This is a genomic window from Promicromonospora sukumoe 327MFSha3.1 (assembly GCF_000385135.1).
GTDB classification, from domain to species: Bacteria; Actinomycetota; Actinomycetes; order Actinomycetales; family Cellulomonadaceae; genus Promicromonospora; species Promicromonospora sukumoe_B.
This window is the reverse complement of the sequence record NZ_ARQM01000013.1, coordinates 63,890-86,938: the sequence shown is the minus strand read 5'-3', so window position 1 is coordinate 86,938 and position 23,049 is coordinate 63,890. Positions and strand designations below refer to the sequence as shown.

Genomic DNA, 23,049 nt, shown 5'->3' with positions numbered 1-23,049 from the left:
AACAACTCCCCGGGCCGTGTTGCTCCGCGTAGACACTGTCTACTCTCAGCAACACAGCCCGGGGAGTACCTGTTTTCCCGGCGAGCATCTCGGTGAGCTCGGGATCACCCCGGCCCGGCCCGCACCACGTCGGGTGCGAGCCGGCCGGTACCGCTACGCGTCCTGCAGCTTCAGGCGCGTCGCCGCGCCCACCAGCACCAGGGCCGTGTAGCCGGCGAGCACGCCGATGCCCACCCACGGGTCGAGCACGTCGGGGAACGCGCCCGCGTTCGGCGTGATCTGTGCACCCGCCACGCTCGGCAGCAGCTTGTTCACCGTGCCGATCCACTCCAGCTGGGTCGCCGCCAACGTCGCGACCTGGACGATGACCGGGACCACCAGGAAGATCGCGACCACGGTGAAGATGGCGCCCGCGGTGTGCCGCAGCAGCGCGCCGAGCCCCAGGGCGAACAGCGCCACGAGCGTCACGTACAGCACCGTGCCGAACAACGCCCGCACCTGGTCGCTGTCGCCGAAGTCCACGGTGGCGTCGTTGGGGTTCAGCAGCGGGTAGGTGACCAGCCAGCTCAGCGCCAGCGAGACGGCGGTGAGCACCGCGGTCACGAGGATGAGCACCACGGCCTTGCCGAAGAAGGCCGGGAGCCGGGCGGGCACCGCGGCGAACGTGGAGCGGATCATGCCGGTGGAGTACTCACCGGTGATCATCAGGGCGCCGAGGACCGCGACCACGAGGGCCGCCATCTCGAAGCCCGCGGCCACGACCGCGGGTCCGCCGAGCATGCCGCCCATCGCGGCCTGTTCCTCCGGCGAGGCACCTTCCATCTGGTCCGCGAGGAACTGCGAGACGAAGGCCAGCATCAGGGCGAAGCCCACCATCACCACGACGGTCGCCCCGAGCGTCCACCACGTCGAGCGCAGCGTCCACAGCTTGATCCACTCCGAGCGCAGCACGCGCCAGAAGGTGACGTTGCGCACCGGGGTGTGCTCCGTCGTCGGGCCCGACGACGCTCCGCTCGCCGGAGCGGTCACCGTCGCGCTCATGCCTTGCTCCCCTCGGTGTGGGACGTCGCCGCGGCCACGTGGGCGAGGTCCTCTGACTGGTACTCCACAGCGTCGGCGGTGAGCGACATGTACGCCTCCTCGAGCGTGGACGCGACGGGCGTGAGCTCGTGCAGCACGATCCGCGAGGCGGCGGCGAGCTCGCCGACGGTGACCGCGTCGGTGCCGCGGACCTCGATCAGGCCCGGCTCGACGTCGTCGATCTCGGCGTTCTTGGCCTTCAGGAGGTCGGCGAGCTCCGTGGCCTGCGGCGAGCGGACCCGCACGGTCTTGCGGGCGGCGCCGTCCACGAACTCCGCGACCGGGGCGTCGGCGAGGATGCGGCCCCGGCCGATGACGATCACGTGGTCGGCCGTGAGGGCGACCTCGCTCATGAGGTGGCTGGACAGGAAGACCGTGCGGCCCTCCGACGCCAGGTACTTCGCGATGTTGCGCACCCAGAGCACGCCCTCGGGGTCGAGCCCGTTGACGGGCTCGTCCAGGATCAGGGTGCGGGGGTCGCCGAGCAGGGCCGCGGCGATACCGAGGCGCTGGCCCATACCCAGCGAGAATCCGCCCACGCGCTTGCTCGCGACCGACTGCAGGCCGGTGAGCTCGATGACCTCGTCGACGCGCTTGGTCGCGATGCCGTGCGTCGCGGCCATGGCGAGCAGGTGGTTGCGCGCGGTACGGCCGGTGTGCACGGCCTTCGCGTCGAGCAGGGCGCCGACCTCCGCCAGCGGACGGCGGTGGGCCGTGTAGGGCTTGCCGTTCACGGTGACCGAACCCGCCGTGGGCCGGTCCAGCCCCACGATCATGCGCATGGTGGTCGACTTGCCGGCGCCGTTCGGGCCGAGGAAGCCCGTCACCTGGCCCGGCTGGACGGTGAACGTGACGTCGTTCACGGCGGTCTTGGCGCCGTACCTCTTCATCAGGCCTCTGGCCTCGATCATCACTTGCCCTTCCAGGAGACTCGTAGCTACGAGAGTAGGTAGCGGACATGGCCGGCGCACCAATTACCGGCCCGGATCATCCCGTGGGCGGACCCACTTCATTCGTTGGTATGACCTGGGAACTCCTGAGGTCTCATCTGCGTTCCCTAGGATGGTCAGACAGACCAGGAGGAGCAGATGAGCAACCCCGTCTTTTCTAGAAGTGACGTCTTCGGTGAGCCCCGTCGCACCGGCGCAGCCGGTGGACGCCGCGGCGGCACCGCCACCTACCCCAACCAGACTCCCGCATACGGCACCGCGCCGCAGCCTGGCCAGTACGGCCAGTACGGCGCCGCGGGACAGCAGGCGATGGACGCGCAGCAGCTCGACGCGATGTACCAGTCGCCGTCGGCCACCACGGCTGACACCAAGCGCCTGACCTACGACGACGTGATCATCAAGACCGGTGGGCTGCTCGCCCTCCTGGTCGTGGTGGGTGCGGCGACGTGGACGCTCGCGCCGGGCCTGTGGGTCGTCGGCATGATCGTGGGCCTCGTGCTGGGCCTGGTCAACGCGTTCAAGCGCAACCCGAGCCCCGTGCTGATCGTCCTGTACACCATCGCGCAGGGTGTGTTCCTCGGTGGCATCTCGGCGTTCTACGAGGCCCAGTTCAGCGGGATCGTGCTGCAGGCGGTGCTCGCGACCGTCGCGACCTTCGCCGGTGCGCTCTTCCTGTTCAAGTCGGGCAAGGTCCGGGTCACCCCCAAGTTCACGCGCTGGCTGATCATCGCGATGGTCGGCTACGCGGCCTTCTCGCTGATCAACGTGATCCTCGTGTGGACCGGCGTGCTCAGCGGCTGGGGCATGCGGGGCGGCGTGTGGGGCATCATCATCGGCCTGGTGGCCGTCGGTCTGGCCGCCGCGTCGCTGATCGTAGACTTCGACTCCATCAAGCGTGGTGTCGAGGCCGGTGCCCCGGCCAAGATGGCGTGGGCCGCGGCCTTCGGTCTGCTGGTGACGCTGATCTGGCTGTACCTGGAGTTCCTGCGCCTGCTCGCGATCTTCCAGAGCAGCGACTGACCCTCGTACCCCCGCTGACGCGGGCGGTGCGGGTATGACAGAGGCGTGAGTCCCGGATGGGGCTCACGCCTCTGTCATCTCCGCGCCGGCCCGGCCGAGCCCAGCCCGGCCGAGCCCAGGCCCGGCCCGGCCCGCCCGCCTCAGCGGGCCACCGCGTTGTCCACAGTCTTTTCCACAGCAGGGGACGAGCTGTGGACACGGCCGCGGCCCACCGCGACCGCGATCAGCACACACCCCGCCGCGACGAGGAAGCCGTGGGTGATCCGCAGCTCCGGTCCGCCGAAGAACTGGGGGAGCACCAGCACCAGGCCCAGCGCGAACGGCAGCCCGATCCACCGCGGACCGGCGCCCGCGCGCCACAGGGCGACGGCGGCGAGCACCCCGGACACCGCGAGCAGCAGCAGCCCGGCGCCGAACAGGGTCACGGCCCACGGCTGCATGCGCAGCACCTCGACGTCGGCGAGCAGGCCGAGGTCGCCGTCCCGCAGCGCGGCCTCCGCGATGGTGCGGATGCCGAAGATCTCGGCGCCGAAGTACAGCGCGGCCATGCCGGCACCGGACCAGGCCGTGACCAGGGCCCAGGTCGCGCTCCGGACGCCCGCGCGGCCGGCACCCGCGCCACCGGGACCCGCCCCGCGGTCGACCAGCAGCGCCCGCAGGCCGAGCAGCGCCGGGGCGACGAGCGCCAGGCCGAGGATGCCGCACAGGTGCGCCACGACCCAGCGGTCGGACGCGAAGGCGACCGCGAGGTCGGCGCTCGCCACGGTCTCGTCCGGCCAGGGCCGCAGCAGCGGGAACAAGAGGAACGCGAGCCCGGCCGCGACGAACGCGACGGCGGTCCAGCGGGCGGTGGTGCGCGTGGCAGCAGTGCTCGGTGCTGTGTTCATCGAAGGCTCCCGGCGGTGTCGTGGTCCAGCGGTGCGGAGGGGGTGGCGAGCGTGGTGACGCCCGCGACGAGCATGTCGAGCAGCACGCCGAAGCTCTGGTCCACGTCCTCCCGCATGCGGAAGCCGCCGCCGAGCTCGAGCGTCACGAAGCCGTGCACGCCGGCCCGCACGGCGCGGATGGCGTCGATCAGCCGGTCGTCGGGCAGGCCGAAGCCCTGGAGCACCGCGCCGACCACCCGCACGCTCTCGGCGGCCGCCGCGCGGGGCTCGGCGTCGGCCGGGTCGTCGGGGTCGGGGCCGATCTGGGTCGCGGCGTACCGGCCCGGGTGCGCGTGGGCGTAGCTGCGCCACGCGCTCCCGAGGGCGTGCAGCGCGTCCGGCCCGGCCCGCCCCACCGTGGCCGACGTCGCCGCGGCGGTGACCTCGCGGACCGCGATCAGCGCGACCTCACGGCGCAGGTCGGCGAGCGAGCCGACGTGCTTGTAGAGGCTCGGCGCCGCGACCCCGGCCTTCGCGGCGACCTTGGCCAGGGTCAGGTCCGCGTACCCGCGCACGCCGCCCTCGTCGACGACCTCCAGCGCCAGGCGCACCACGGCGTCGTGCGACAGCCCCGCCCTAGGCATTGCGGCCGCCGTCCCGGGCCGGGGTGCCCACGCCACCGGCGGCACCCGGGCCGCCCGCGGAACCGGGCAGCTCGGCGAGGAAGTCGAACACGGCGGGCGCGACGACGTCGGGCGCCTGGTGCTGCGGGTAGTGGCCCACGTCGGGGACCAGGACGCCGCGGGCCTCGATCGTCTCGGTGATCCAGGCGAGCTCCGCCGCAGGGTCGGAGTAGTCGGGGTCGAGGGCGCCGACCACGGCCAGCGCCGGCGCGCTCACCTCGGGCAGCCGTGCCTCGACGACCGAGTGGTCGAGCGCCATGGCCAGGTCCCGGAAGGAGCGCAGGTGCCCCGGCTCGCGCAGGTTCTGCCGGACGGCGGCGACCTGCTCGGCGTGCCGGGCGGAGCGCCGGCCCTTGCTGATGGACGAGTAGTACGCCGCCCAGAACGCGGCGCCCCAGGGCTTGGCGAGGAGCGCGCGGAGGGCGATCCGCATCGTCGCCTGCGTGGCCGGGGAGCCCGGCTGCCGCAGGAGCGGGCTGATCAGCACGAGCCCGCGCACGAGGTCGGGCCGCTCGGCTGCTGCCCAGGCCGCGGACGACGCGCCCATCGAGTTGCCCAGCAGCACGGCGGGGCCGGCGTCGAGGTGCTCGACGAGGGCCAGCAGGTCGGCGCCGGTCGCGTCGTCGCCGTGCGTGCGGAACGTGGTGTCGGAGTCGCCGTGGCCGCGCAGGTCCGCGATCACCACGCGGTAGCCGGCGTCGACCAGGGCGGGTGCGAGGTCGTCGTAGGTGGACCGGACGTCGCCCATGCCAGGCACGGCGACGACGAGCGGGCCGGAGCCCGCGTCGGTGTAGGCGATGTTGCCCTCGGGCCGTGCGAGGACGGCCACGTTGTTGCTCTGGCTGGTTGTCATAGCCATAAAGCTACGCCCATTAGCCAACGCGCGCAAGGGTCCCGGGAAAACAGAAGAGTGCGGGACCCTCGCCCTCCGGCCGGAGCCAGGAGGGCGAGGGTCCCGCACTCGACGGGAGACGACGGATCAGTGCGGGCGGGCCACCCCGAAGTAGCCCTTCTCCGCCTCGCCGCTCTCGGCCTTGATCACGTGCATGACGGCGTTGATCAGGGCCAGGTGCGTGAACGCCTGCGGGAAGTTGCCCAGGTGGCGGCCGCTGCCGGGCTCGATCTCCTCGGCGTAGAGGTCGAGCGAGGACGCGTAGCCGAGCAGCCGCTCGCACAGTGCCCGGGCCCGCTCCACCTCGCCGATCTCGACCAACGCGGACACCAGCCAGAACGAGCAGATGGTGAACGAGCCCTCCTCGCCGCGCAGGCCGTCGTCGGTCTCGTCCGTGCGGTAGCGCAGCACCAGGCCGTCCTCGGTGAGCTCGTCCGCGATCGCGAGCACCGTGGCCCGGACCCGCGGGTCGTCCGACGGCAGGAACCGCAGCAGCGGCACCAGCAGCAGCGACGCGTCGAGCGCCGGGTCGCCGTAGCGCTGCGTGAAGACGCCGCGGTCGTCCACGCCCTTGGTGCAGATGTCGTCGGCGATCTCGTCGGCGATCTTCTGCCAGGCCTTGGCGTAGTCCGGCTCGTCGTACAGCCGCGCGAGCTTGGCGCCGCGGTCCATCGCCACCCAGCACATGAGCTTGGAGCTGGTGAAGTGCTGCGGCTCGCCGCGCACCTCCCAGATGCCCCGGTCCGGCTCGTGCCAGTGCTTCATGGCCTCCTCGACCTGCCGCTTGAGGATGGGCCACAGCGACTCGGGGAGCTGGTCGCGCGACTTGGCGTGCAGCCACACCGAGTCGAGGACCGCGCCCCACACGTCGTGCTGGCGCTGGTCGTACGCGGCGTTGCCGACCCGGACGGGCTGGGCGCCCTCGTAGCCGGACAGGTGCGGCAGCTCGAACTCCTCCAGCGTCTCCTCACCGCCGACGCCGTACATGATCTGGAGCTGCCGGTTGTCGCGGCAGACGTCCTGGATGAACGAGAAGAAGTCGTTCGCCTCGCGCTCCAGGCCCAGCGTGTACAGCCCCCACAGCGCGAAGGTCGAGTCGCGGATCCACGCGTACCGGTAGTCCCAGTTGCGCTCGCCGCCCGGGGTCTCGGGCAGGGACGTGGTCGCCGCGGCGATCAGCGCGCCGGTGGGGGAGTAGGTCAGCCCCTTCAGCGTGAGCGCCGAGCGCTGCAGGTAGACGCGCCACGGGTGGTCGGGGAACGTGCCCTGCGTGATCCAGTCGCGCCAGAACCGCTCGGTGCGCCACATCGCGTCGAGGGCTTCCGCGTAGGTGGTGGGCGGCTCCTGCGAGCCCCAGGACATCGCCACGAAGTGCTCGGCGCCCTGCGTCATCCGCGTGCGCGCCGTGGCCCGCTTGCCCTCCAGGCCGAACCGCAGGCTGGAGCGCAGGTGCAGGTCGGGCGTTGCGTCGCCGACGTGCGCGACGACGTCCGAGTACCCGCTGTTCTTGTACGCCCAGTCGACCTCGGCGCGCGCGTAGTCCGGGCGGGGCTCGCACTCGACCTCGAGGTCCACGGTGCCCGACACGCACTTGATGGTGCGCAGCAGGATGTGCTCGGCGTCGTCGTCGGTGGGGGTGCGGCGGTGCGTGCCCGACCGCGACTCCAGGTCGTGCCACGGGCCCATCAGCATGGCGTCCCGCACCACGAGCCAGCCCGTCTCGGTCTGCCACGTGGTCTCGAGGATCAGCGTGCCGGGCAGGTAGCGGCGCGCGACGGGCACGCGCACGCCGTGCGGGCCCACCCGGAAGTGGCCGGCTCCCCGGTCGAGGATCTTGGCGAAGATGCTGGGCGAGTCGGGGCGGGGCAGGCACATCCACTCCACGCTGCCCGACGGCGCGATGAGCGCGTTGGCCTCGCAGTCGGACAGGAAGCCGTACTCACCGATGTGCGGGAACTTGCTGCGCCCGTCCCAGGGCTGCGGGAAGAGTCCCTCGCTCGATCTGTGACCTCTCACCGGGCCCGGGCTCACGGGCGTCGGCAGCTGACCACCCGCGGAGGGCGTGCCGGCGGAGGGAGCGGAGGGGGCGTCGGACCCCTGCGCGTCAATCGATTCGAGCGTCATGAGGATCAAGGGTTCCGCACGTTCCGCGCGCCTGGCAAGCCGGATCTGTGTGACGCGCGGAACCCGTCCGCATGCTCCACAAAACTGATTCCCGGCCCGTGTCGATCTGTCTGTTTCCCGTTCGACCTGTGGATGAGAAGGTCCCACCAGGGACCGGAAAACCACGAGGGAGAAGAACCCATGTCGAAGTACATGCTCATCATGCGAGCGACCGACGAGACCGTGACCGCCTACCAGAACATGGACTTCGAGAAGATCATGAACGACATGGGCGCGTTCAACGAGGAGATGATCAAGGCCGGCGTGCTGGTGGCCGGCGAGGGCCTCGAGGATGCCGCCGACTCCGTCGTCGTCGACTACTCGACCGAGGCGCCCGTGGTGACCGACGGGCCCTACGGCGAGACCAAGGAGCTGTTCAACGGCTTCTGGATCCTGGAGGTGGCCTCCAAGGAGGAGGCCGTCGAGTGGGCCAAGCGCGCGCCGCTGGCCGGGCCGGGCAGCAAGGCGGAGATCCGCAAGGTCACCGAGCTCGACCAGTTCCCGCAGGACAACGAGCACATCCAGAAGGAGCGGGCCTGGCGCGAGTCCACCGGCCAGCTCTGAGCCGGACCGGTAGCGAAGGGGCGGGGAGGGAGCAGGGATGGACGACGACGCGGCACGGCGGGCCGTCGAGGCGGTCTGGCGGATCGAGTCGGCGCGCATCGTCGGCGCCCTGACCCGCTACACGCGCGACTTCGAGCTCGCGGAGGACGTGGCCCAGGAGGCGCTCGCGGAGGCGCTCGTCTCCTGGCCGCGCGACGGAACGCCGCGGGACCCCGCGGCCTGGCTCATCGCGACGGCCCGGCGCCGGGCGATCGACGCCTACCGCCGTCGGTCCGGGCGGGACGAGCGCTACGCGGCGCTCGCCCACGGCCTCGCCGAGGGCGAGGTCGCGGTGGGCGGCCCGACGGCGCCCGGGCCTGGCGCCGGCGCGGGCGACCCGGGCGCCGAGCCGGCCCTGCTCGACCCCGAGCGGATCGACGACGACGTGCTCGCCCTCATGTTCGTCTCGTGCCACCCCGTGCTGTCGCGGGAGGCGCGCATCGCGCTGACCCTGCGCGTGGTGGGCGGCCTGACCAGCGACGAGATCGCCCGCGCGTTCCTCGTGCCGGTCGCGACGGTCCAGGCGCGCATCACGCGCGCCAAGAAGACGATCGCCGCGGCGCAGGTCCCGTTCGAGGTGCCCGACGGCGCCGACCGGGCCGCCCGGCTCTCGTCGGTGCGGGGCGTGCTGTACGTGATCTTCACGGAGGGCTCGTCCGCGACGTCGGGCGAGGACTGGATCCGGCACGACCTGGCGCGCGAGGCCGTGCGCCTGACCCGCGTGCTCACCCGGCTCGCCCCGGAGCCCGAGACGTTCGGGCTGCTCGCGCTGCTGGAGCTGACCTCCGCCCGGTTCCCGGCCCGGACGGGGCCGTCCGGGGAGCCGATCCTGCTGGAGGACCAGGACCGGCGGCGCTGGGACCGCGCGGCGATCACCCGCGGCCGGGCGGCGCTGCGCCGCGCCGTCGGGCCCGAGGGGATGGGTGCGTACGCGCTCCAGGCGGGGATCGCGGAGTGCCACGCGGTGGCCCGGTCCGTGCCGGAGACCGACTGGGAGCGGATCGTGCTGCTCTACGAGGCGCTCGGCCGCATCGCGCCCTCGCCGGTCGTCGACCTGAACCGGGCCGTGGCCGTGGCGATGGCGCACGGGCCCGACCTCGGGCTACGCGTCGTGGACGGGCTCGTCGAGCAGGGCGTCCTGGCCGGGTCGCACCTGCTGCCCGGCGTGCGCGGCGAGCTGCTGTCCCGGCTCGGCCGCACCGCGGAGGCCCGCGGCGAGTACCTCCGGGCGGCCGAGCTCTGCGGCAACACCGCGGAACGGACGGTCCTGGAGTCCAAGGCGGCGGCCCTGCCGGCCACCTGACCCGCCTCTCGGCGGGCCAGGGGACCGGTCACGGGAGCCAGGCGAGGGTCTCCTCCGTCCGGGCCGTGGGGCGGTACTCGCAGCCCACCCAGCCCGTGTAGCCCACCGCGTCCAGCGTGCGGAAGAAGGACACGAAGTCGATCGCGCCCGTGCCCGGCTCGCCGCGGCCGGGGGAGTCGGCCACCTGGACGTGCCCGACGGCGTCGATCACCCGCGCGACGTCCGCCACCACGTCCGCGCCGTTGTTGTGCAGGTGGTAGGCGTCGAAGAGGACGGCGGCGCCGGCGCCTACGCGGTCGGTCACGGCCAGCGCGTCCTCCAGGGTGCGCACCGGGTAGTCCCCGTTCTCGCCGTCGGTCAGCGGCTCGACCAGCACCGTCGCGCCGACCTCGCCGAGCGTGTCCACCGCGCGGCGCAGTTTGAGCGTGGCCGTCTCGTCCTGGACCGCGGCCGGGACGCCGGGCAGGCGCTGCCCGTAGAGCGCGTTGACCCGCGCGCAGCCGGTCGCCTCGACGACGGTCCGGACGACTGCGAGGTTCGCCGCCAGCTCCGCGGCGCGGCCGGGGTGGGAGACGACGCCGCGCTCGCCGGCGGGCATGTCCCCGGCGAACAGGTTGATCCCGGTCAGCCGCACGTCGGCGGCCTCCAGCGCGCTGACGAAGGCCGCCACCTGGGCGGCCGACGGGTCCGGGTCGGCGAACGGCCACCAGCACTCCACCGCCTCGAACCCGGCGGCACGGGCGCGGGCGAACCGCTCCGGCAGCGGCACCTCGCTGAACAGGAGGGAGACGTTGGCGGCGAACCTGGGCATCGAGCTCTCCGATCTCGGGGCATTGACCGTGACAGGTATATCGAAATACCCTTCCTCAGGCCAGGGTTGATCGGCAAGCAGGATCGACATGATCAATCGTTAGATCATCGAACGAGGGAGTTCGGTCATATGGCAGTCGTGGGCTTTGTCGGGCTGGGCGTCATGGGGCGGCCGATGGCGGCCAACCTCGTCCGCGCCGGGCACGAGGTGCGGGCGTTCAGCCGGGGCGGCGCGGGCCGCGCGACCGCGGCCGGGCTCGGGGTACCGGTCGTGGCGAGCGTGCCGGAGGCGGTCCGGGGCGCCGACGTCGTCATCACGATGCTCCCCGACACCCCGGACGTCCGGGCCGTCGCGCTCGGGCCGGACGGTGTGCTCGAGCACCTCGCGCCGGCCGGCGCCTACATCGACATGAGCACCATCGAGCCCGGCGCCGCGCGCGAGATCGCGGAGCGGTTCGCCGCGGCGGGCCACGACACGCTCGACGCGCCCGTCTCCGGCGGGGAGGCCGGGGCGCGCGAGGGCACGCTCTCGATCATGGTCGGCGGGCCGGTCGCGGCGTTCGAGCGGTGGCGCGAGCTGCTCGGGGCCATGGGCACCACCGTCGTGCGCGTCGGCGACGCGGGCGGCGGGCAGGTGGTCAAGGCCGCCAACCAGCTCGTCGTCGCCACGCACCTCCAGGCGCTCGCCGAGGCCGTCGTGTTCCTGGAGGCCCACGACGCCGACGTCGCCACGGCCCTGTCCGTGATCGCCCGCGGGCTCGGCGGCAGCACCGTCATCGACCGCAAGGCCGACGGCGTGCTGGCCGGCGACTTCGAGCCGGGCTTCCGCGTGGCGCTGCACCACAAGGACCTGGGCATCGTCGAGGACGCCGCCAGGGCACGCGGGGCGGTGCTCCCCGTGACGGCCGTCGTCGGGCGGCTGGTCCAGTCGCTCGTGCTCCGCGGGGACGGCGGCCTCGACCACTCGGCGCTGGTGGCCCTGGCCCGCGAGCTGAACGGGGCGGTGGACCGATGAGCCTGACCACCCAGCGCCCGGGCACCGGCGAGCAGGTGCGTTCTGGCTGGTGGGACCAGCCGTTCGGGGTGTTCCAGACCAACCTCCGCGAGATCGACGCGGACCTCGACGTCGAGCGCACGCTGGACGCCGTCGAGGAGCACGGCGCGAACGTGTGGCTGCTCAACGTGGGCGGCATCCTCTCCCACTACCCGACCCGGCTCGACTTCCAGACCGCCAACCCGTACCTGGCCGGGCGGGCGAGCGGCGACCTCGTCGGGGACGCGCTGGCCGCCGCCCGGCGCCGGGGCGTGCGGCTGCTCGCGCGGATGGACTTCTCGAAGGTCGCGCCCGCGATCGCCGACGCGCACCCGGAGTGGCTCTACGTCTCCCCGTCGGGCGCGCGCCAGGAGTTCGAGGGGCTCGTCAGCGTCTGCCCCAGCGCGGGCTACCAGCAGGAACGCCTCTTCGACGTGCTCGACGAGGTGCTGGGCCGCTACGACGTGGACGGGTTCTTCTTCAACTGGTTCGGCTTCAACGAGGTGGACTACGCCGGCCGCGTGCACGGCGTGTGCCACTGCGCCGCGTGCGTCACGGGCTTCCGGGAGCACACCGGGCTCGACCGCCTGCCCGACCGGGCGGGCGACCAGGGCTACCGGCAGTGGCGCGGGTACGCGGCCGCCACGATCGAGGCGCTCACCGCCCGGGTCCGGGCCCACATCGCCGCGCTCCGCCCCGACGCCGGGCTCATCCTCGGCACGGCGGCCGACGTGCTGTTCCACGAGGCGAACAACGCGATCGGGCGCACCCTGTGGCCGTACGCCACCGGCGAGGCGGTCAGCGCGCTGCGGTCGGCCCGCCCCGGCAAGCCCGTGCTGGTCAACGCCGTCGCGTTCTGGGACATGCCGTACCGGCTCGCCGACGAGCAGCCCGAGATGCTCGGCCAGTACCTCGCCCAGGCGATCTCGCGCGGTGCCAACCCGTCGACCTACATCATGGGACCCACCGGGAAGATCGCCTACGGCGGCCTGTCCGCCGCCGCCGAGGTCACGCGGTTCCACCGCGACCACCGGCTCGACTACACCGGGCTCGCGCCCGCGGCCGAGGTGGGTCTCGTCCGGCCCGACCCGCTGGACGACGACGGCCGGTACGGCACCGGCACCGCCGAGCACCGGGGGCTGCTGGCCGGCCTGGTCGAGCGACACGTGCCCTTCGACGTCGTGCCCGCCGCGGCGCTGGGGTCCGTGGCCCTGCCCGAGCGCTTCCGGGTGCTCGTGCTGCCCGACCTGCCCTCCCTGTCCGACGACGCCGTCGCCGCCCTCGACCGGTTCGTCCGGGACGGCGGCTCGATCGTGGCCACCGGCCGCAGCGGCATCAGGGCCGACGGGTCGGTGGTCGAGTGGTTCCCGGCGCTGGCCCAGACCGCCGTCGACACCGACCGCGACCTGCTGAAGTCGAGCTACGTCCAGCTCGACGACGCCTCCTCGGTCGAGGGTGCCCTGCTGGTGCCGCGGCACGGCCGCCACCACCGGGTGACCTGGCGGGCGGACGCCGCGGCCCGGTACCGCCTCGTCGAGCACGCCCCGTACGGCCCGCCGGAGAAGGCCTACGGCCACGTGCCGGGCACCGAGCCCGTCTGCGGGGAACGCCGGCACGGCGCCGGCACCGTGGTCCAGCTCCCCTGGGTGGTGGGCACGGCCTACCAGGACACCCGGCTGACCCGGCTGCGCGACGTCGCGGTCGACCTCGTCGTCGAACGGCTCCGCGACCGGCCGGGTGGCCGGCTACCGGTCGTCGTCGAGGCGCCCGAGCAGGTCGAGGTGGTCGTCGGACGCTCGGCGGCGGGGCTCGTGGTGCACCTGCTCAACCACTCCGGCCAGCGCGGCAACGGGTACGGCCCGGCGGTTCCCGTGCACGACGTCGTGCTGCGCGCGACCGGGCTCGCGGGCCGCCCCGCACGGGCGCTCGCGGGCGAGGCCACGGTGGCGGACGACGGCGCCGACCTGCTGGTCCGGGTCCCCACGGTGGCCGGGCTCGAGGTGGTCGTGATCGCGGACGGCGGCCCGGGGACTGAGGGCGGCGCGGCCACCGGCGACGGCCCGGCGAGCGAGGGGGGATCCCGTGCCTGAGGTCGTGGTGGTCCGGGGCGGCCAGGCCGAGCGGGTCGTGGAGCAGGTGCGCGCCGCGCACCCCGACGTCGTCGTCGCCACCGCGGACGACGCCGACGCGCTGCGCGCCGCGACCGTCGCGACGGGCCGGCTCACCGACGCCGAGGTCGCGGCCATGCCGCACCTGGCCTGGGTGCACTCGTGGGCCGCGGGCGTCGAGTCCGACGTCGGGCCCGCGCTGCGCCGTCGGGCAACCACCGATGCGGGCCGGGTGACAGTCACGTCGTCCGCGGGCAACGGGGCGATCCCGCTCGCCGAGCAGGCGCTCATGCTCATGCTGATGCTCAGCCGCGAGGCGCTGCGCTGGGGCGAGGCTCAGCGGGCGCACCGCTGGGAGCGGTTCACGCACGACGAGCTGCACGGCCGCACGGTCGGCATCTACGGCTACGGCAACGTCGGGCGCGAGTTCGCGGTGCGGGCGCGGGCGTTCGGCATGCGCGTGGTGGGCCTGCGCCGTCGTCCCGCCGATCCCGGCGACCCGGTGGACCGCATGCTGCCCCCGGACGCGGTCGACGAGCTGGCCGCGGTCAGCGACTTCCTGGTCGTGGCGGCGCCGCTCACCGACGAGACGGCGGGCGCGATCGGCCCGCGGACGCTGCGCGCACTGGGCCCCCAGGGGCACCTCGTGGTGGTCTCGCGGGGCGGGATCGTGCGCGAGGCCGACCTGGTCACCGCCGTCCGCGACGGCGTGATCGCCGGGGCGGGCCTGGACGCCCACGCGACCGAACCGCTGCCGCCCGAGTCACCCGTGTGGGACCTGCCCCGCACCGTCGTCACCCCGCACAACGGGGCCACGACGGCCGCCACCGCGGACCGCGGCACGGCGATCTTCCTCGACAACCTGGACCGATGGCTCGCGCGGCGCCCGCTGCGCAACGTCGTCGACGTCGGGCGCCTGCCCTGACACCGCCGGTCCCGGCACACCACTCCGTACAACGACGTACTGAAAGAAGGACACCATGTCAGACCTCACTCGCCGGTCGTTCCTCACGTGGACGGGGATGGGGGCGCTCTCGGTCGCCGCCATGTCCCTCGCCGGCTGCTCGTCGGGCGGCTCCTCCGGAGGCGGCGACTCGGTCCGCTTCGCCTGGTGGGGCGGCTCCGACCGGCAGCGCGCCTATTTGGCGGCGCTCGACGCGTTCACCGCGGACAACCCTGAGATCAAGGTCGCGCCGGAGTTCGGCGACTACGACGCCTACCAGGAGCGCATGACCACGCAGATGGCGGCGCGCGACGTGCCCGACGTCTTCTGGATCCCGTCGCCCGCCGTGCTGACCTACCGCGACGCGGGGCTGTACCGCGACCTCGACGGCGTCGAGGGCCTGGACCTCGCCGCGTTCGGCGCGGACCAGGTCGAGACCTTCAAGCTCGGCGGGGAGCTCAACACGCTGCCCAAGTCGATCTTCAGCCCGGTGGTGCGCTGGAACACCACGTTCCAGGAGGAGGACGGGGTCTCGCTGCCCGACGAGCTCTCCTGGGACAGCCTGGCGGAGCTGCTCGTCGACTACGCGAAGGACAACGCCGGAGGCCGCAAGGGCACCACCTACGGCCCGTACCACGACATGCCCTTCGAGTCGTTCCTGCGCCAGCGCGGCGAGGACCTGTGGACCGAGGACGGCAGGCTCGGGGCGAGCGTGGACGGCGTCGCCGCCTGGATCGACTGGTGGGAGAAGCTGCGGCTGGCGGGCGCGACGACGAGCGTGAGCGAGCAGGACGGCATCGAGCCGTCCTGGTCCTCGGTGGGTGACAAGGTGCTGCTCACCTTCGCCAACTCCAACCACATCGTCGACGACGCCCAGGCGTTCCCCGACTACGTCTTCGACCAGCGCGACGTGCCGGCCGCCGAGGACGCCGCGGCGGGCTACCACTTCACCTACTACAGCCGGTTCGCCATGTACTCGGGCGTGCCGGACGACCGGGTGGCGGCGGCGGCCGCGCTGATGAGCTTCAACCTCAACTCGCCCGAGCTGCTCAGCCTGGTCGGCCTGTCGGCGGGCGCGCCGCCCAACGCGGAGCTGCTCGACGCGTACGAGCCCGACGCCACGCCCGACGAGCAGAAGGTCATCGCCATCACCCGCGAGATCGCCGGGACGGAGCAGCGCCCGCGGTTCGAGGCGCCGGCCGGGTCGGGCAGCTGGCGCGACCTCATGATCCGCGAGCTCGAGGAGGTCACGCTCGGCCAGAAGCGCGTGCCCGACGCCGCGGCGGCCTTCGTCGAGGCCGTCGAGGGCGAGATAGCGGGCGCATGATGACCCTGACCTCGTCGAAGGACACCGGGCGCCGTGATCCGGGGGCGACCGGCGCGCCCGGCGCGGCCGGCTCGTCCGGCGCCGCCGGGGGCAAGCCGCCGCGCGGCCGGACCAAGCCGTCGGGCGGCACCCGCGGCCAGGGCCTGGTGGCCCACATCTTCCTGCTGCCGTGGATGATCGGCATGGTCGGTGTCACCGCCGGCCCGCTGGTCGCCTCCCTGGTGCTGGCCTTCACCGACTACGACCTGCTGAGCACGCCGCAGTTCATCGGGCTCGACAACTTCGTGCGGATGGCGGGCGACGAACGCTTCTGGGCCGCCGTCCGCGTGACGCTCGTCTACGTGCTGGTGTCGGTGCCGCTGCAGCTCGGGTTCGCGCTGTTCCTCGCCGTCGTGCTCGACAAAGGACTCCGCGGCCTGTCGCTCTACCGCAGCGCCTTCTACCTGCCCTCCCTGCTCGGCGGCAGCGTGGCCATCGCGATCCTGTGGCGGCAGATCTTCGGGGAGAACGGCCTGGTCAACCACGTCCTGGGCTGGTTCGGCATCGAGCTGGGCTCGTGGCTGCAGGACCCGTCGCTCGCGTTGTCCACCCTGGTGGTGCTCAACGTCTGGACCTTCGGCTCGCCGATGGTGATCTTCCTGGCGGGGCTGCGGCAGATCCCCGAGGAGCTCTACGAGGCCTCGATGATCGACGGCGCCGGCCGCGTGCGGCGGTTCTGGTCGATCACCATCCCGCTGCTCACGCCGATCATCTTCCTGAACCTGATCCTGCAGATGATCAGCGCCTTCCAGGCCTTCACGCAGGCGCACGTGGTCAGCGGGGGCAGCGGCGGCCCGCTCGACTCGACCCTCTTCTACACCCTGTACATCTACCAGCGCGGCTTCGTGAACTTCGACATGGGGTACGCGTCCGCGATGGCGTGGGTGCTGCTCCTGGTCATCGCCGCCGCGACCGCCGCGAACTTCATCGTGTCGCGGCGCTGGGTCTACTACGGAGACGAATGATGGCTGCCTCTCCCACCACCTCCGTGCCGCGGCAGGTCACCCGGCACGTCGTGCTCGTCGTGTTCGTGCTGCTCATGATCTATCCGCTGCTGTGGATGGTCGTCAGCTCGTTCAAGCCGAGCAACCTGATCCTCTCCCAGACCGGCCTGTTCCCCAGCGAGGTCACGCTGGAGAACTACGCCGACGGCTGGGACGCCCTCGGCTCCCCGTTCAGCCTGTTCCTGGGCAACTCGCTGCTGATCGGCGTCGGCTCCGTGCTCGGCAACCTGTTCTCGTGCTCGCTGACGGCCTACGCCCTGGCGCGGCTCAACTTCCGGATGAGCAAGGTGTACCTCGCGCTCACCCTGATGACGATCATGCTGCCGTTCCACGTGCTCGTGATCCCGCAGTACATCCTGTTCGCGGACCTGGGGTGGATCAACACCTACATCCCGCTGCTGCTGCCCAAGTTCCTGGCCACGGACGCCGTGTTCATCTTCCTCATGGTGCAGTTCATCCGGTCGCTGCCGCGCGAGCTCGACCAGGCCGCGATGATCGACGGCGCCGGACCCTTCCGCATCTTCTGGTCGGTGATCCTGCCGCTGATGCAGCCCGCGCTCATCACCACGACGATCTTCACCTTCATCTGGACGTGGAACGACTACTTCGGCCCGCTGCTGTACCTGACCCGGACCGAGCTGTACACGGTCCCGGTGGCGCTGAAGTCGCTGGTCGACACCGAGACGCAGAGCGGCATCGGCACGATGTTCGCCATGTCGCTGCTGTCCCTGGTGCCGATCGTCCTGTTCTTCATCTTCGCTCAGCGCTACATCATCAAGGGCATCGCGACGACGGGAATCAAATGACTGCTGCGCGCACCGGACTGGACGGCACCCACCGCTGGACCCAGCTCACCTTCGTGGAGAACGACCCGCTGGACTTCGACCTCGACGAGTGGGCCGACGTCATCGAGCGGACGGCGTCCACCGCGGTCTGCATCAGCGCGGGCGGCTACGTCGCGTACTACCCGACCAAGGTGCCGCTGCACCACCGCAGCACGTACCTGGGGGACCGGGACCTGCTCGGCGAGGTCGTCGACCTGGCCCGCTCGCGCGGCATGGCCGTGATGGCCCGGGTGGACCCGCACGCCGTGCACCGCGACGTCGTCGAGCAGCGGCCCGAGTGGATCGCGCGGAGCGAGGCCGGCGACCTCCTGGAGCACTGGGCCATGCCCGGCATCTACCTCACCGACGCGTTCGGCGGGTACAGCTGGGAGCTCACCACCGAGGTGCTCCGCGAGATCGCACGGGACTACGACGTCGACGCGCTGTTCGCCAACCGGTGGCAGGGGCACGGGCCCGGGTACACCGAGTCGACGGCGGCGGACTTCCGGGCGGCGACCGGGCGCTCGCTGCCGACCTCGGCCGACCCGGCCGACGGCGAGGCCTGGGCGGCCTACCGCGCCTGGCGCCGGACCCGGCTCAGCGAGCTGGTGGTGCACTGGGACCGGGCCGTGCAGGACGTGGCGCCGGCCGTGCGGTTCGTGCCCAACCTGGGCTCGTTCACGGCTGCTGACCTGGAGCCGCGGGTCGCGCGGTCGGTGCCGTTCCTGCTGGTGGACCACCAGGCGCGCGGCGACGGCGAGGCCCTCTGGTCGGCGGGCCGCGACGCCAAGCGGGTACGGGCTCTGCACCCGGGCAAGCCGGTCGGGCTCATCACCTCGGTGGGCCCGGAGTCGCACGACTTCCGGTGGAAGGACTCGGTCAACGCGGCGGTCGAGACCACCGGGTGGATCGTCGACGGGTTCGTGCACGGCGCGTTCCCCTGGTTCACCAAGTTCGCCGCCCGGATCCCCGACCCGCGCTGGATCCCCGCCGTCGAGCGCGCCTTCGGGCTGCACCGCACGGTGTCCGCCGACCTCGCCGAGTCGCGGCCCGTCGCCGAGGTGCTCGTCTGGGACGCCGACGAGCGCGGCGCGCCCGCCCCGGTGCGCGACGCCGCGTCCGGCGTCTACCAGGCGCTCGTCGAGCTCGGCGTGCCGTTCGAGTACGTGGGCCCGGGGTCCCTGGCGGCGCTGGCGCGGCCCGGCGTGCGGCTCGTCGTCGTGCCCGAGGTGCCGACCGTCGACGAGGCCGCCGCGGACGCCCTGCGGGCGTTCGCCGAGGGCGGGGGAGCGCTCCTGCTCACGGGCGGCGGGCCCGACGTCGTCGCAGGACCCGACGTCGTCGCCGGACCCGACGATGCGGGGCGCGGGGCGCTGGTCACGGAGCTGCTCGGGGTCGGCGTCGTGGAGCGGCGCGGCGGGATCGTGCGCAACAACTACGTGCAGCGTGAGCCCGGCGGCGCGCTGCAGGACGGCTTCGGCGACGCCCTGAGGGTCGTGGGCGGCACCCGGCTGGTCCGGTTCGGGGTGCCGGACGGGGGAGGGGCCGGTGGCGGGGTGGGCGGCGGGGTCGACGGCGGGGTCGACGGCGGCGCCGTTCGCGGCGTCGACGTGTCCTGGCGGTTCGTGCCCGATCATCCTGACCTGCCGATGGAGGAGGTCTACCCGCGCTCCGAGCCGTCGGACCCGGCGGTGCTCGGCGGCGAGGTCGGCGCCGGCCGCGTCGACGTGGTCGCCTTCAACGTGGCCGAGCTGTACTGGCAGGCGCTCCAGGCCGACCACCTGACGCTGCTCGACAACCTCGTGCGCCGCGGGCTGGGCGGGCGGCGCGCGGTCGAGCTGCACGGCCGGGGCGTGCTCGACGCGGCGACCTGGGCCGGCGACCGGTCGTTCACGGTGCTCGCGGCCAACCTGACCGACCCGATGATGATGCGCGGGCAGCGCCGGGCGGTCTCGCCGCTCGACGGCGTCCGGGTCGCGCTCGACCTCGACCGGGTCGGGGCGCTCGCGGGCGGGCCGGTCCCGGCCGACCAGCTGCGGGTCCGCGTGCTGGTCGGCGGGGTGTGGGCGGACGCCGCAGCGACCGTCACGGCCGGGGCGGCCGAGGTGCCGCTGCCCCCGGTCGAGGAGCTCGCGGCGGTCCGCCTCAGCTGGTAACCCGGGCTGCTCCCGCCGAACGACCATGCACCTGCTGCCAGGACGACGAACGTCCTGGCAGCAGGTGCATGGTCATTTGGGGACGGGGCCGGACGAACCGCGGACGATCAGCGCCGGCTGCTCCAGCGGCACGGGCTCCTCGACGGTCTCGCCCAGCAGCGTCAGCAGCTTGGCCGCGGCCGCGCGCCCGCGCTGGAACGCGAACCGCTGGACCGTCGTCAGCGGCGGGTCCACCCACTCGCCCAGGGTGAGGCCCTCGAAGCCGACCACGGAGATGTCGTCGGGCACCCGGAGCCCGGCCGCCTGGATGGTGCGCATCCCCGCGATCGCCATGGTGTCGGTGCCGTACAGGATCGCCGTCGGCCGCACGTGACCCGCCAGGAGCGCCGCGGTCTCCTCGGCCGCGCGGGCCGGCGAGTACTCGACCGGCACGACGGCGTGCGGGCGCAGCCCGTGGTCCGCCAGCCGCCGGACGAACGCCTCGCGGCGCAGCTCGGGGAGCACGAAGTGCCGCGGCCCGCTGATGAACGCGACGCGCTCGTGGCCCAGCGACACCAGGTGGTCCACGGTCTCCGCGATCCCCGCGCTCGGCGGGTCGGCGTCCACGTACTCGATGGCCCCGGGCTCCCACGGGGCGCCGACCAGCACCGCCGGGAGGCCGAGCCGCGACATGAGCTCGGGCCGGGTGTCGCCGATCCGGGAGTTGGTGAGGATGATGCCGTCCATCCGCTGGCGCTCGGCGAGCGTGCGGTAGAAGTGCTCCTCGTCGTGCTGCCCGGTGATGAACACGTTGAGCAGCAGCCCGTACTCGCGCGGGCTGAGCACCGACTCGATGCCGGAGATGAAGTCCATGTTCCCGGCGCCGACGCCGGGCACCTTGCTGTCGCTCGTCAGCACCAGCCCGATCGCCTGCGCGCGGGCCGTGCGCAGGGCGATCGCGGCCGCGCTGGGCCGCCAGTTCAGCTTGCGCGCGGCCTCGCGGATGCGCTCGGAGGTGGCCTCCGAGATGCGGCCGTTGCCGTTGAAGACCTTGGACACCGCGCCCGCCGAGACACCCGCCAGCGCGGCCACGTCGGTGATCGTCACCCGGCCGCTGCCGCGCGGCCCGGGCGGCGTCTTCGGTGCTGTCATGGGGCGCTCATCTCGAGCGCAATCTTACGTGGTCAATCGGTGCACCAAAGGAATTCAGCGCACCCGCAGCGTCGCCACCAGGACACCTGTCAGGCACAGCGCGCCACCCACCAGCGCGACCGGGGTCGGCACCTCGCCCAGCAGCGCCCAGGACATGAGCACCGCGAGCGGCGCGGCGGCGTAGGTCGCCGCGCCGAGCCGCCCCGCCGTCGTCCGCGCGAGGGCGTAGCCCCAGGTGACGAACGCGATCGCGGTGGGGAAGACGCCCAGGTAGACCACGCTCAGGGTGGCCGACGCCGGGGCCGCGGCGACCTCGGCCAGGAGCACGGGCGTGAAGGGGAGGCACGCGATCGTGCCCGCCAGGCAGCCCAGCCAGGTCATCGTCAGGGAGTCGACCTGCGGCAGCAGCCGCTTCTGCAGGATGGTGCTCCCGGCGTAGACGACGGCGGCCGCCAGCCCGAGCAGCACGCTGACGACGTCGGAGGCGCCGCTGGAGGTGGCCAGCGCGATGCCGGCCACGCCCGCGAACGCGATGCCGATGCCGGCCAGGAGCCGCGCGGGGAAGCCCTCGCCCAGGGAGATCCCGGCGAACACGGCGATGAGGATCGGCGCGAGGCCCACCAGCAGGGAGGCGGTGCCGGCGTCGAGGGTGCGCTCCGCGGCGTTCAGGGCGAGGTTGTACAGCCCGAACCACAGCACGCCCCAGACGGCGACGCCGATCAGCGCCCGCCCGCGCGGTAGCCGGAGCTTGCCGGCCAGCCCGGCGATGACCGTGAGGGCGAGCGTGCCCACGAGGATGCGGCCCAGGGTGAGGGCGCCCGGCGTGTAGTCGAACCCGGCCGACCGGATGCCGATGAACGCCGAGCCCCACAGCACGACGGTGACCGCGGCTGCGGCCGGGACGAGCCAGCGGTTCGTCGACGGCGGGGCCGCGGCCGGGGTGGCCGGCGCGACCGGGTCGGCGGGCGCGTCCGGGGCGGGCGGGATGACGGCGGTGCTCATACCCGGAACTCTGCCCGGCGCGAGCGGCGAGGTCTGGCGGCTATCGGCCGTCGCGTTGGTCATGGTGCGATCCTGGCCCGGAACCACAGTGAAGCACCAGCGACTGTTCCTTCATCTGGATTCAGTCTCGCTGTACAATGGCTCCATGCTCGACGTCCACCGCCTCCGCGTCTTCCGCTCCGTCGTCGCGTCCGGCTCCATCGGCGCCGCGGCGGCGAACCTCGGGTACACGCCGTCCGCCGTCAGCCAGCACGTCTCGGCGCTCCAGCGCGAGACCGGGCTCAAGCTGCTGGCGCGGCACGGCCGCGGCATCCGGCCCACGGCCGCCGGGCGCGCCCTGGCCGCGCAGGCCGACGGGGTGCTCGAACGGCTCGGCGAGGCCGAGTCCATGGTGGCCGACCTGCGCGCCGGCCGGACCGGCTCGCTCTCGATCGCCTACTTCGCCTCCGTCGGCTCGGCCTGGCTCCCCGACGTGGTCCGCGTGATCACGACCAGCTTTCCGGGCGTGCGCCTCGACCTGGAGCTCGCCGAGCACATCCCGGACAAGACCGAGGACCGGGCCGACCTGCAGGTCGCCGTGGCACAGACCGGGTTCGACCCCGGCAGCGGGTTCACGGCCCACCACCTGCTGGACGACCCGTACGTCGCCGTGCTGCCGCGCAGCCACCCGTTCGCCGGGCGCTCGGAGATCGAGCTCGCCGAGCTGGCCGACGAGTCGTGGGTGGACAACGACTTCGCGCGCGGCTGGTGCCGCCGCAACCTCCTGGAGGCATGCACGGCCGCGGGGTTCAGCCCCACCTTCCACGTCGAGGCGCACGACTACCCGACGGCCGTCGCGTTCGTCGAGGCCGGGATCGGCATGACCGTGCTGCCGGAGCTCGGCGCGGTCCAGCTCCCGGCCGGCACCGTGGCGGTGCCGGTGGTGCGGCCCACCCCCGTGCGCTCGATCTACGCCGTCCTGCAGGACGCCGTGGCGCACACCCCGCCCGCGCTCGCCGCGCTGGAGGCGCTGCGCCAGGCCGCTGTCGCTTCGCGGGCAGCGGTGGTGGCCGCATAGGGTGGTCGGGTACCCGACGTCGGGCAGCCGACGTCATCCCGAGCGAGAGGCAATC

At 73.1% G+C, this 23,049-nt stretch carries 20 protein-coding genes; 11 read left to right on the top strand and 9 right to left on the bottom strand.

What is annotated here, in order from left to right; translation table 11 throughout:
* Nucleotides 1–153: 153 nt before the first annotated feature.
* Complete coding sequence (locus tag H291_RS31070; protein ID WP_020017055.1) at nucleotides 154–1,041, bottom strand: ABC transporter permease subunit; 888 nt, start codon at nucleotides 1,039–1,041, stop codon at nucleotides 154–156.
* The gene (locus H291_RS0121285) at nucleotides 1,038–1,991 is read right to left on the bottom strand and encodes an ABC transporter ATP-binding protein (RefSeq protein ID WP_020017054.1); all 954 of its coding nucleotides are present in this window, start codon (nucleotides 1,989–1,991) and stop codon (nucleotides 1,038–1,040) included. The genes H291_RS31070 and H291_RS0121285 overlap by 4 nt, the downstream gene beginning before the upstream one ends.
* Nucleotides 1,992–2,168: 177 nt before the next feature.
* Here H291_RS0121285 and H291_RS0121280 point away from each other — a divergent pair, with 177 nt between their 5' ends.
* Nucleotides 2,169–3,050, top strand: a complete 882-nt coding sequence (locus tag H291_RS0121280) for a Bax inhibitor-1/YccA family protein (protein ID WP_026365982.1) — start codon at nucleotides 2,169–2,171, stop codon at nucleotides 3,048–3,050.
* Nucleotides 3,051–3,190: 140 nt separating this feature from the next.
* Here H291_RS0121280 and H291_RS0121275 read toward each other — a convergent pair whose 3' ends face one another.
* The 4 genes from H291_RS0121275 to H291_RS0121260 form a co-directional block, all read right to left on the bottom strand.
* Nucleotides 3,191–3,937 carry a hypothetical protein gene (locus H291_RS0121275; protein WP_020017052.1) on the bottom strand — a complete coding sequence of 249 codons (747 nt, stop codon included), beginning with the start codon at nucleotides 3,935–3,937 and terminating at the stop codon, nucleotides 3,191–3,193.
* Nucleotides 3,934–4,560, bottom strand: coding sequence for a TetR/AcrR family transcriptional regulator (locus H291_RS31065; RefSeq protein ID WP_198012559.1), 627 nt, complete (start codon nucleotides 4,558–4,560; stop codon nucleotides 3,934–3,936). Before H291_RS31065 ends, H291_RS0121275 begins: the two co-directional genes overlap by 4 nt.
* Nucleotides 4,553–5,452, bottom strand: a complete 900-nt coding sequence (locus H291_RS31060) for an alpha/beta fold hydrolase (protein WP_020017050.1) — start codon at nucleotides 5,450–5,452, stop codon at nucleotides 4,553–4,555. Before H291_RS31060 ends, H291_RS31065 begins: the two co-directional genes overlap by 8 nt.
* A 126-nt stretch (nucleotides 5,453–5,578) precedes the next feature.
* Nucleotides 5,579–7,615 carry a glycoside hydrolase family 15 protein gene (locus H291_RS0121260; protein WP_020017049.1) on the bottom strand — a complete coding sequence of 679 codons (2,037 nt, stop codon included), beginning with the start codon at nucleotides 7,613–7,615 and terminating at the stop codon, nucleotides 5,579–5,581.
* A 180-nt stretch (nucleotides 7,616–7,795) separates the two neighbouring features.
* Between H291_RS0121260 and H291_RS0121255 the strand changes: the two genes are divergently transcribed.
* The gene (locus tag H291_RS0121255) at nucleotides 7,796–8,218 is read left to right on the top strand and encodes a YciI family protein (RefSeq protein ID WP_020017048.1); all 423 of its coding nucleotides are present in this window, start codon (nucleotides 7,796–7,798) and stop codon (nucleotides 8,216–8,218) included.
* A 37-nt stretch (nucleotides 8,219–8,255) separates the two neighbouring features.
* Nucleotides 8,256–9,560 carry an RNA polymerase sigma factor gene (locus H291_RS0121250; RefSeq protein WP_020017047.1) on the top strand — a complete coding sequence of 435 codons (1,305 nt, stop codon included), beginning with the start codon at nucleotides 8,256–8,258 and terminating at the stop codon, nucleotides 9,558–9,560.
* 28 nt (nucleotides 9,561–9,588) lie between these two features.
* Here H291_RS0121250 and H291_RS0121245 read toward each other — a convergent pair whose 3' ends face one another.
* A complete protein-coding gene (locus H291_RS0121245) occupies nucleotides 9,589–10,371 on the bottom strand; it encodes a hydroxypyruvate isomerase family protein (protein ID WP_020017046.1) in 783 nt (260 codons plus the stop codon).
* A 129-nt stretch (nucleotides 10,372–10,500) separates the two neighbouring features.
* On the opposite strand from H291_RS0121245, the gene H291_RS0121240 reads away from it, so the two are divergent.
* From H291_RS0121240 to H291_RS31050, 7 genes are read left to right on the top strand one after another with little or no spacing between them, the layout of a single operon-like run.
* Nucleotides 10,501–11,385 carry an NAD(P)-dependent oxidoreductase gene (locus H291_RS0121240; protein WP_020017045.1) on the top strand — a complete coding sequence of 295 codons (885 nt, stop codon included), beginning with the start codon at nucleotides 10,501–10,503 and terminating at the stop codon, nucleotides 11,383–11,385.
* Nucleotides 11,382–13,493 (top strand): alpha-amylase family protein, encoded by a 2,112-nt coding sequence (locus H291_RS31055; RefSeq protein WP_020017044.1) that lies wholly within the window; start codon nucleotides 11,382–11,384, stop codon nucleotides 13,491–13,493. Before H291_RS0121240 ends, H291_RS31055 begins: the two co-directional genes overlap by 4 nt.
* Nucleotides 13,486–14,436, top strand: coding sequence for a D-2-hydroxyacid dehydrogenase (locus tag H291_RS0121230; protein WP_020017043.1), 951 nt, complete (start codon nucleotides 13,486–13,488; stop codon nucleotides 14,434–14,436). Before H291_RS31055 ends, H291_RS0121230 begins: the two co-directional genes overlap by 8 nt.
* A gap of 55 nt (nucleotides 14,437–14,491) precedes the next feature.
* The gene (locus H291_RS0121225; RefSeq protein ID WP_026365981.1) at nucleotides 14,492–15,781 is read left to right on the top strand and encodes an ABC transporter substrate-binding protein; all 1,290 of its coding nucleotides are present in this window, start codon (nucleotides 14,492–14,494) and stop codon (nucleotides 15,779–15,781) included.
* Nucleotides 15,781–16,785, top strand: coding sequence for a carbohydrate ABC transporter permease (locus H291_RS0121220; protein WP_020017041.1), 1,005 nt, complete (start codon nucleotides 15,781–15,783; stop codon nucleotides 16,783–16,785). Before H291_RS0121225 ends, H291_RS0121220 begins: the two co-directional genes overlap by 1 nt.
* Nucleotides 16,785–17,630, top strand: a complete 846-nt coding sequence (locus H291_RS0121215; protein ID WP_020017040.1) for a carbohydrate ABC transporter permease — start codon at nucleotides 16,785–16,787, stop codon at nucleotides 17,628–17,630. Before H291_RS0121220 ends, H291_RS0121215 begins: the two co-directional genes overlap by 1 nt.
* Entirely contained in the window at nucleotides 17,627–19,804 is a 2,178-nt protein-coding gene (locus H291_RS31050; protein ID WP_020017039.1) for a family 10 glycosylhydrolase, read from the top strand. Before H291_RS0121215 ends, H291_RS31050 begins: the two co-directional genes overlap by 4 nt.
* Nucleotides 19,805–19,876: 72 nt before the next feature.
* Here the strand turns inward: H291_RS31050 and H291_RS0121205 are convergent, their stop codons facing one another.
* Both H291_RS0121205 and H291_RS0121200 read right to left on the bottom strand, forming a co-directional pair.
* Nucleotides 19,877–20,935: a LacI family DNA-binding transcriptional regulator gene (locus tag H291_RS0121205; RefSeq protein ID WP_020017038.1), complete on the bottom strand. Its 1,059-nt coding sequence runs from the start codon at nucleotides 20,933–20,935 to the stop codon at nucleotides 19,877–19,879.
* A 54-nt stretch (nucleotides 20,936–20,989) separates the two neighbouring features.
* Entirely contained in the window at nucleotides 20,990–21,937 is a 948-nt protein-coding gene (locus tag H291_RS0121200) for a DMT family transporter (protein ID WP_020017037.1), read from the bottom strand.
* A 145-nt stretch (nucleotides 21,938–22,082) separates the two neighbouring features.
* Here H291_RS0121200 and H291_RS0121195 point away from each other — a divergent pair, with 145 nt between their 5' ends.
* Nucleotides 22,083–22,994: a LysR family transcriptional regulator gene (locus H291_RS0121195; RefSeq protein WP_020017036.1), complete on the top strand. Its 912-nt coding sequence runs from the start codon at nucleotides 22,083–22,085 to the stop codon at nucleotides 22,992–22,994.
* The last annotated feature ends 55 nt before the right edge of the window (nucleotides 22,995–23,049 follow it).

Excerpts from the sequence above, each read along its gene's own strand:
- H291_RS31070 (WP_020017055.1), bottom strand. The coding sequence starts at position 1,041 with ATGAGCGCGACGGTGACCGCTCCGGCGAGCGGAGCGTCGTCGGGCCCG.
- H291_RS0121285 (WP_020017054.1), bottom strand. The coding sequence starts at position 1,991 with ATGATCGAGGCCAGAGGCCTGATGAAGAGGTACGGCGCCAAGACCGCC.
- H291_RS0121280 (WP_026365982.1), top strand. The coding sequence starts at position 2,169 with ATGAGCAACCCCGTCTTTTCTAGAAGTGACGTCTTCGGTGAGCCCCGT.
- H291_RS0121275 (WP_020017052.1), bottom strand. The coding sequence starts at position 3,937 with ATGAACACAGCACCGAGCACTGCTGCCACGCGCACCACCGCCCGCTGG.
- H291_RS31065 (WP_198012559.1), bottom strand. The coding sequence starts at position 4,560 with ATGCCTAGGGCGGGGCTGTCGCACGACGCCGTGGTGCGCCTGGCGCTG.
- H291_RS31060 (WP_020017050.1), bottom strand. The coding sequence starts at position 5,452 with ATGACAACCAGCCAGAGCAACAACGTGGCCGTCCTCGCACGGCCCGAG.
- H291_RS0121260 (WP_020017049.1), bottom strand. The coding sequence starts at position 7,615 with ATGACGCTCGAATCGATTGACGCGCAGGGGTCCGACGCCCCCTCCGCT.
- H291_RS0121255 (WP_020017048.1), top strand. The coding sequence starts at position 7,796 with ATGTCGAAGTACATGCTCATCATGCGAGCGACCGACGAGACCGTGACC.
- H291_RS0121250 (WP_020017047.1), top strand. The coding sequence starts at position 8,256 with ATGGACGACGACGCGGCACGGCGGGCCGTCGAGGCGGTCTGGCGGATC.
- H291_RS0121245 (WP_020017046.1), bottom strand. The coding sequence starts at position 10,371 with ATGCCCAGGTTCGCCGCCAACGTCTCCCTCCTGTTCAGCGAGGTGCCG.
- H291_RS0121240 (WP_020017045.1), top strand. The coding sequence starts at position 10,501 with ATGGCAGTCGTGGGCTTTGTCGGGCTGGGCGTCATGGGGCGGCCGATG.
- H291_RS31055 (WP_020017044.1), top strand. The coding sequence starts at position 11,382 with ATGAGCCTGACCACCCAGCGCCCGGGCACCGGCGAGCAGGTGCGTTCT.
- H291_RS0121225 (WP_026365981.1), top strand. The coding sequence starts at position 14,492 with ATGTCAGACCTCACTCGCCGGTCGTTCCTCACGTGGACGGGGATGGGG.
- H291_RS0121220 (WP_020017041.1), top strand. The coding sequence starts at position 15,781 with ATGACCCTGACCTCGTCGAAGGACACCGGGCGCCGTGATCCGGGGGCG.
- H291_RS0121215 (WP_020017040.1), top strand. The coding sequence starts at position 16,785 with ATGGCTGCCTCTCCCACCACCTCCGTGCCGCGGCAGGTCACCCGGCAC.
- H291_RS31050 (WP_020017039.1), top strand. The coding sequence starts at position 17,627 with ATGACTGCTGCGCGCACCGGACTGGACGGCACCCACCGCTGGACCCAG.
- H291_RS0121205 (WP_020017038.1), bottom strand. The coding sequence starts at position 20,935 with ATGACAGCACCGAAGACGCCGCCCGGGCCGCGCGGCAGCGGCCGGGTG.
- H291_RS0121200 (WP_020017037.1), bottom strand. The coding sequence starts at position 21,937 with ATGAGCACCGCCGTCATCCCGCCCGCCCCGGACGCGCCCGCCGACCCG.
- H291_RS0121195 (WP_020017036.1), top strand. The coding sequence starts at position 22,083 with ATGCTCGACGTCCACCGCCTCCGCGTCTTCCGCTCCGTCGTCGCGTCC.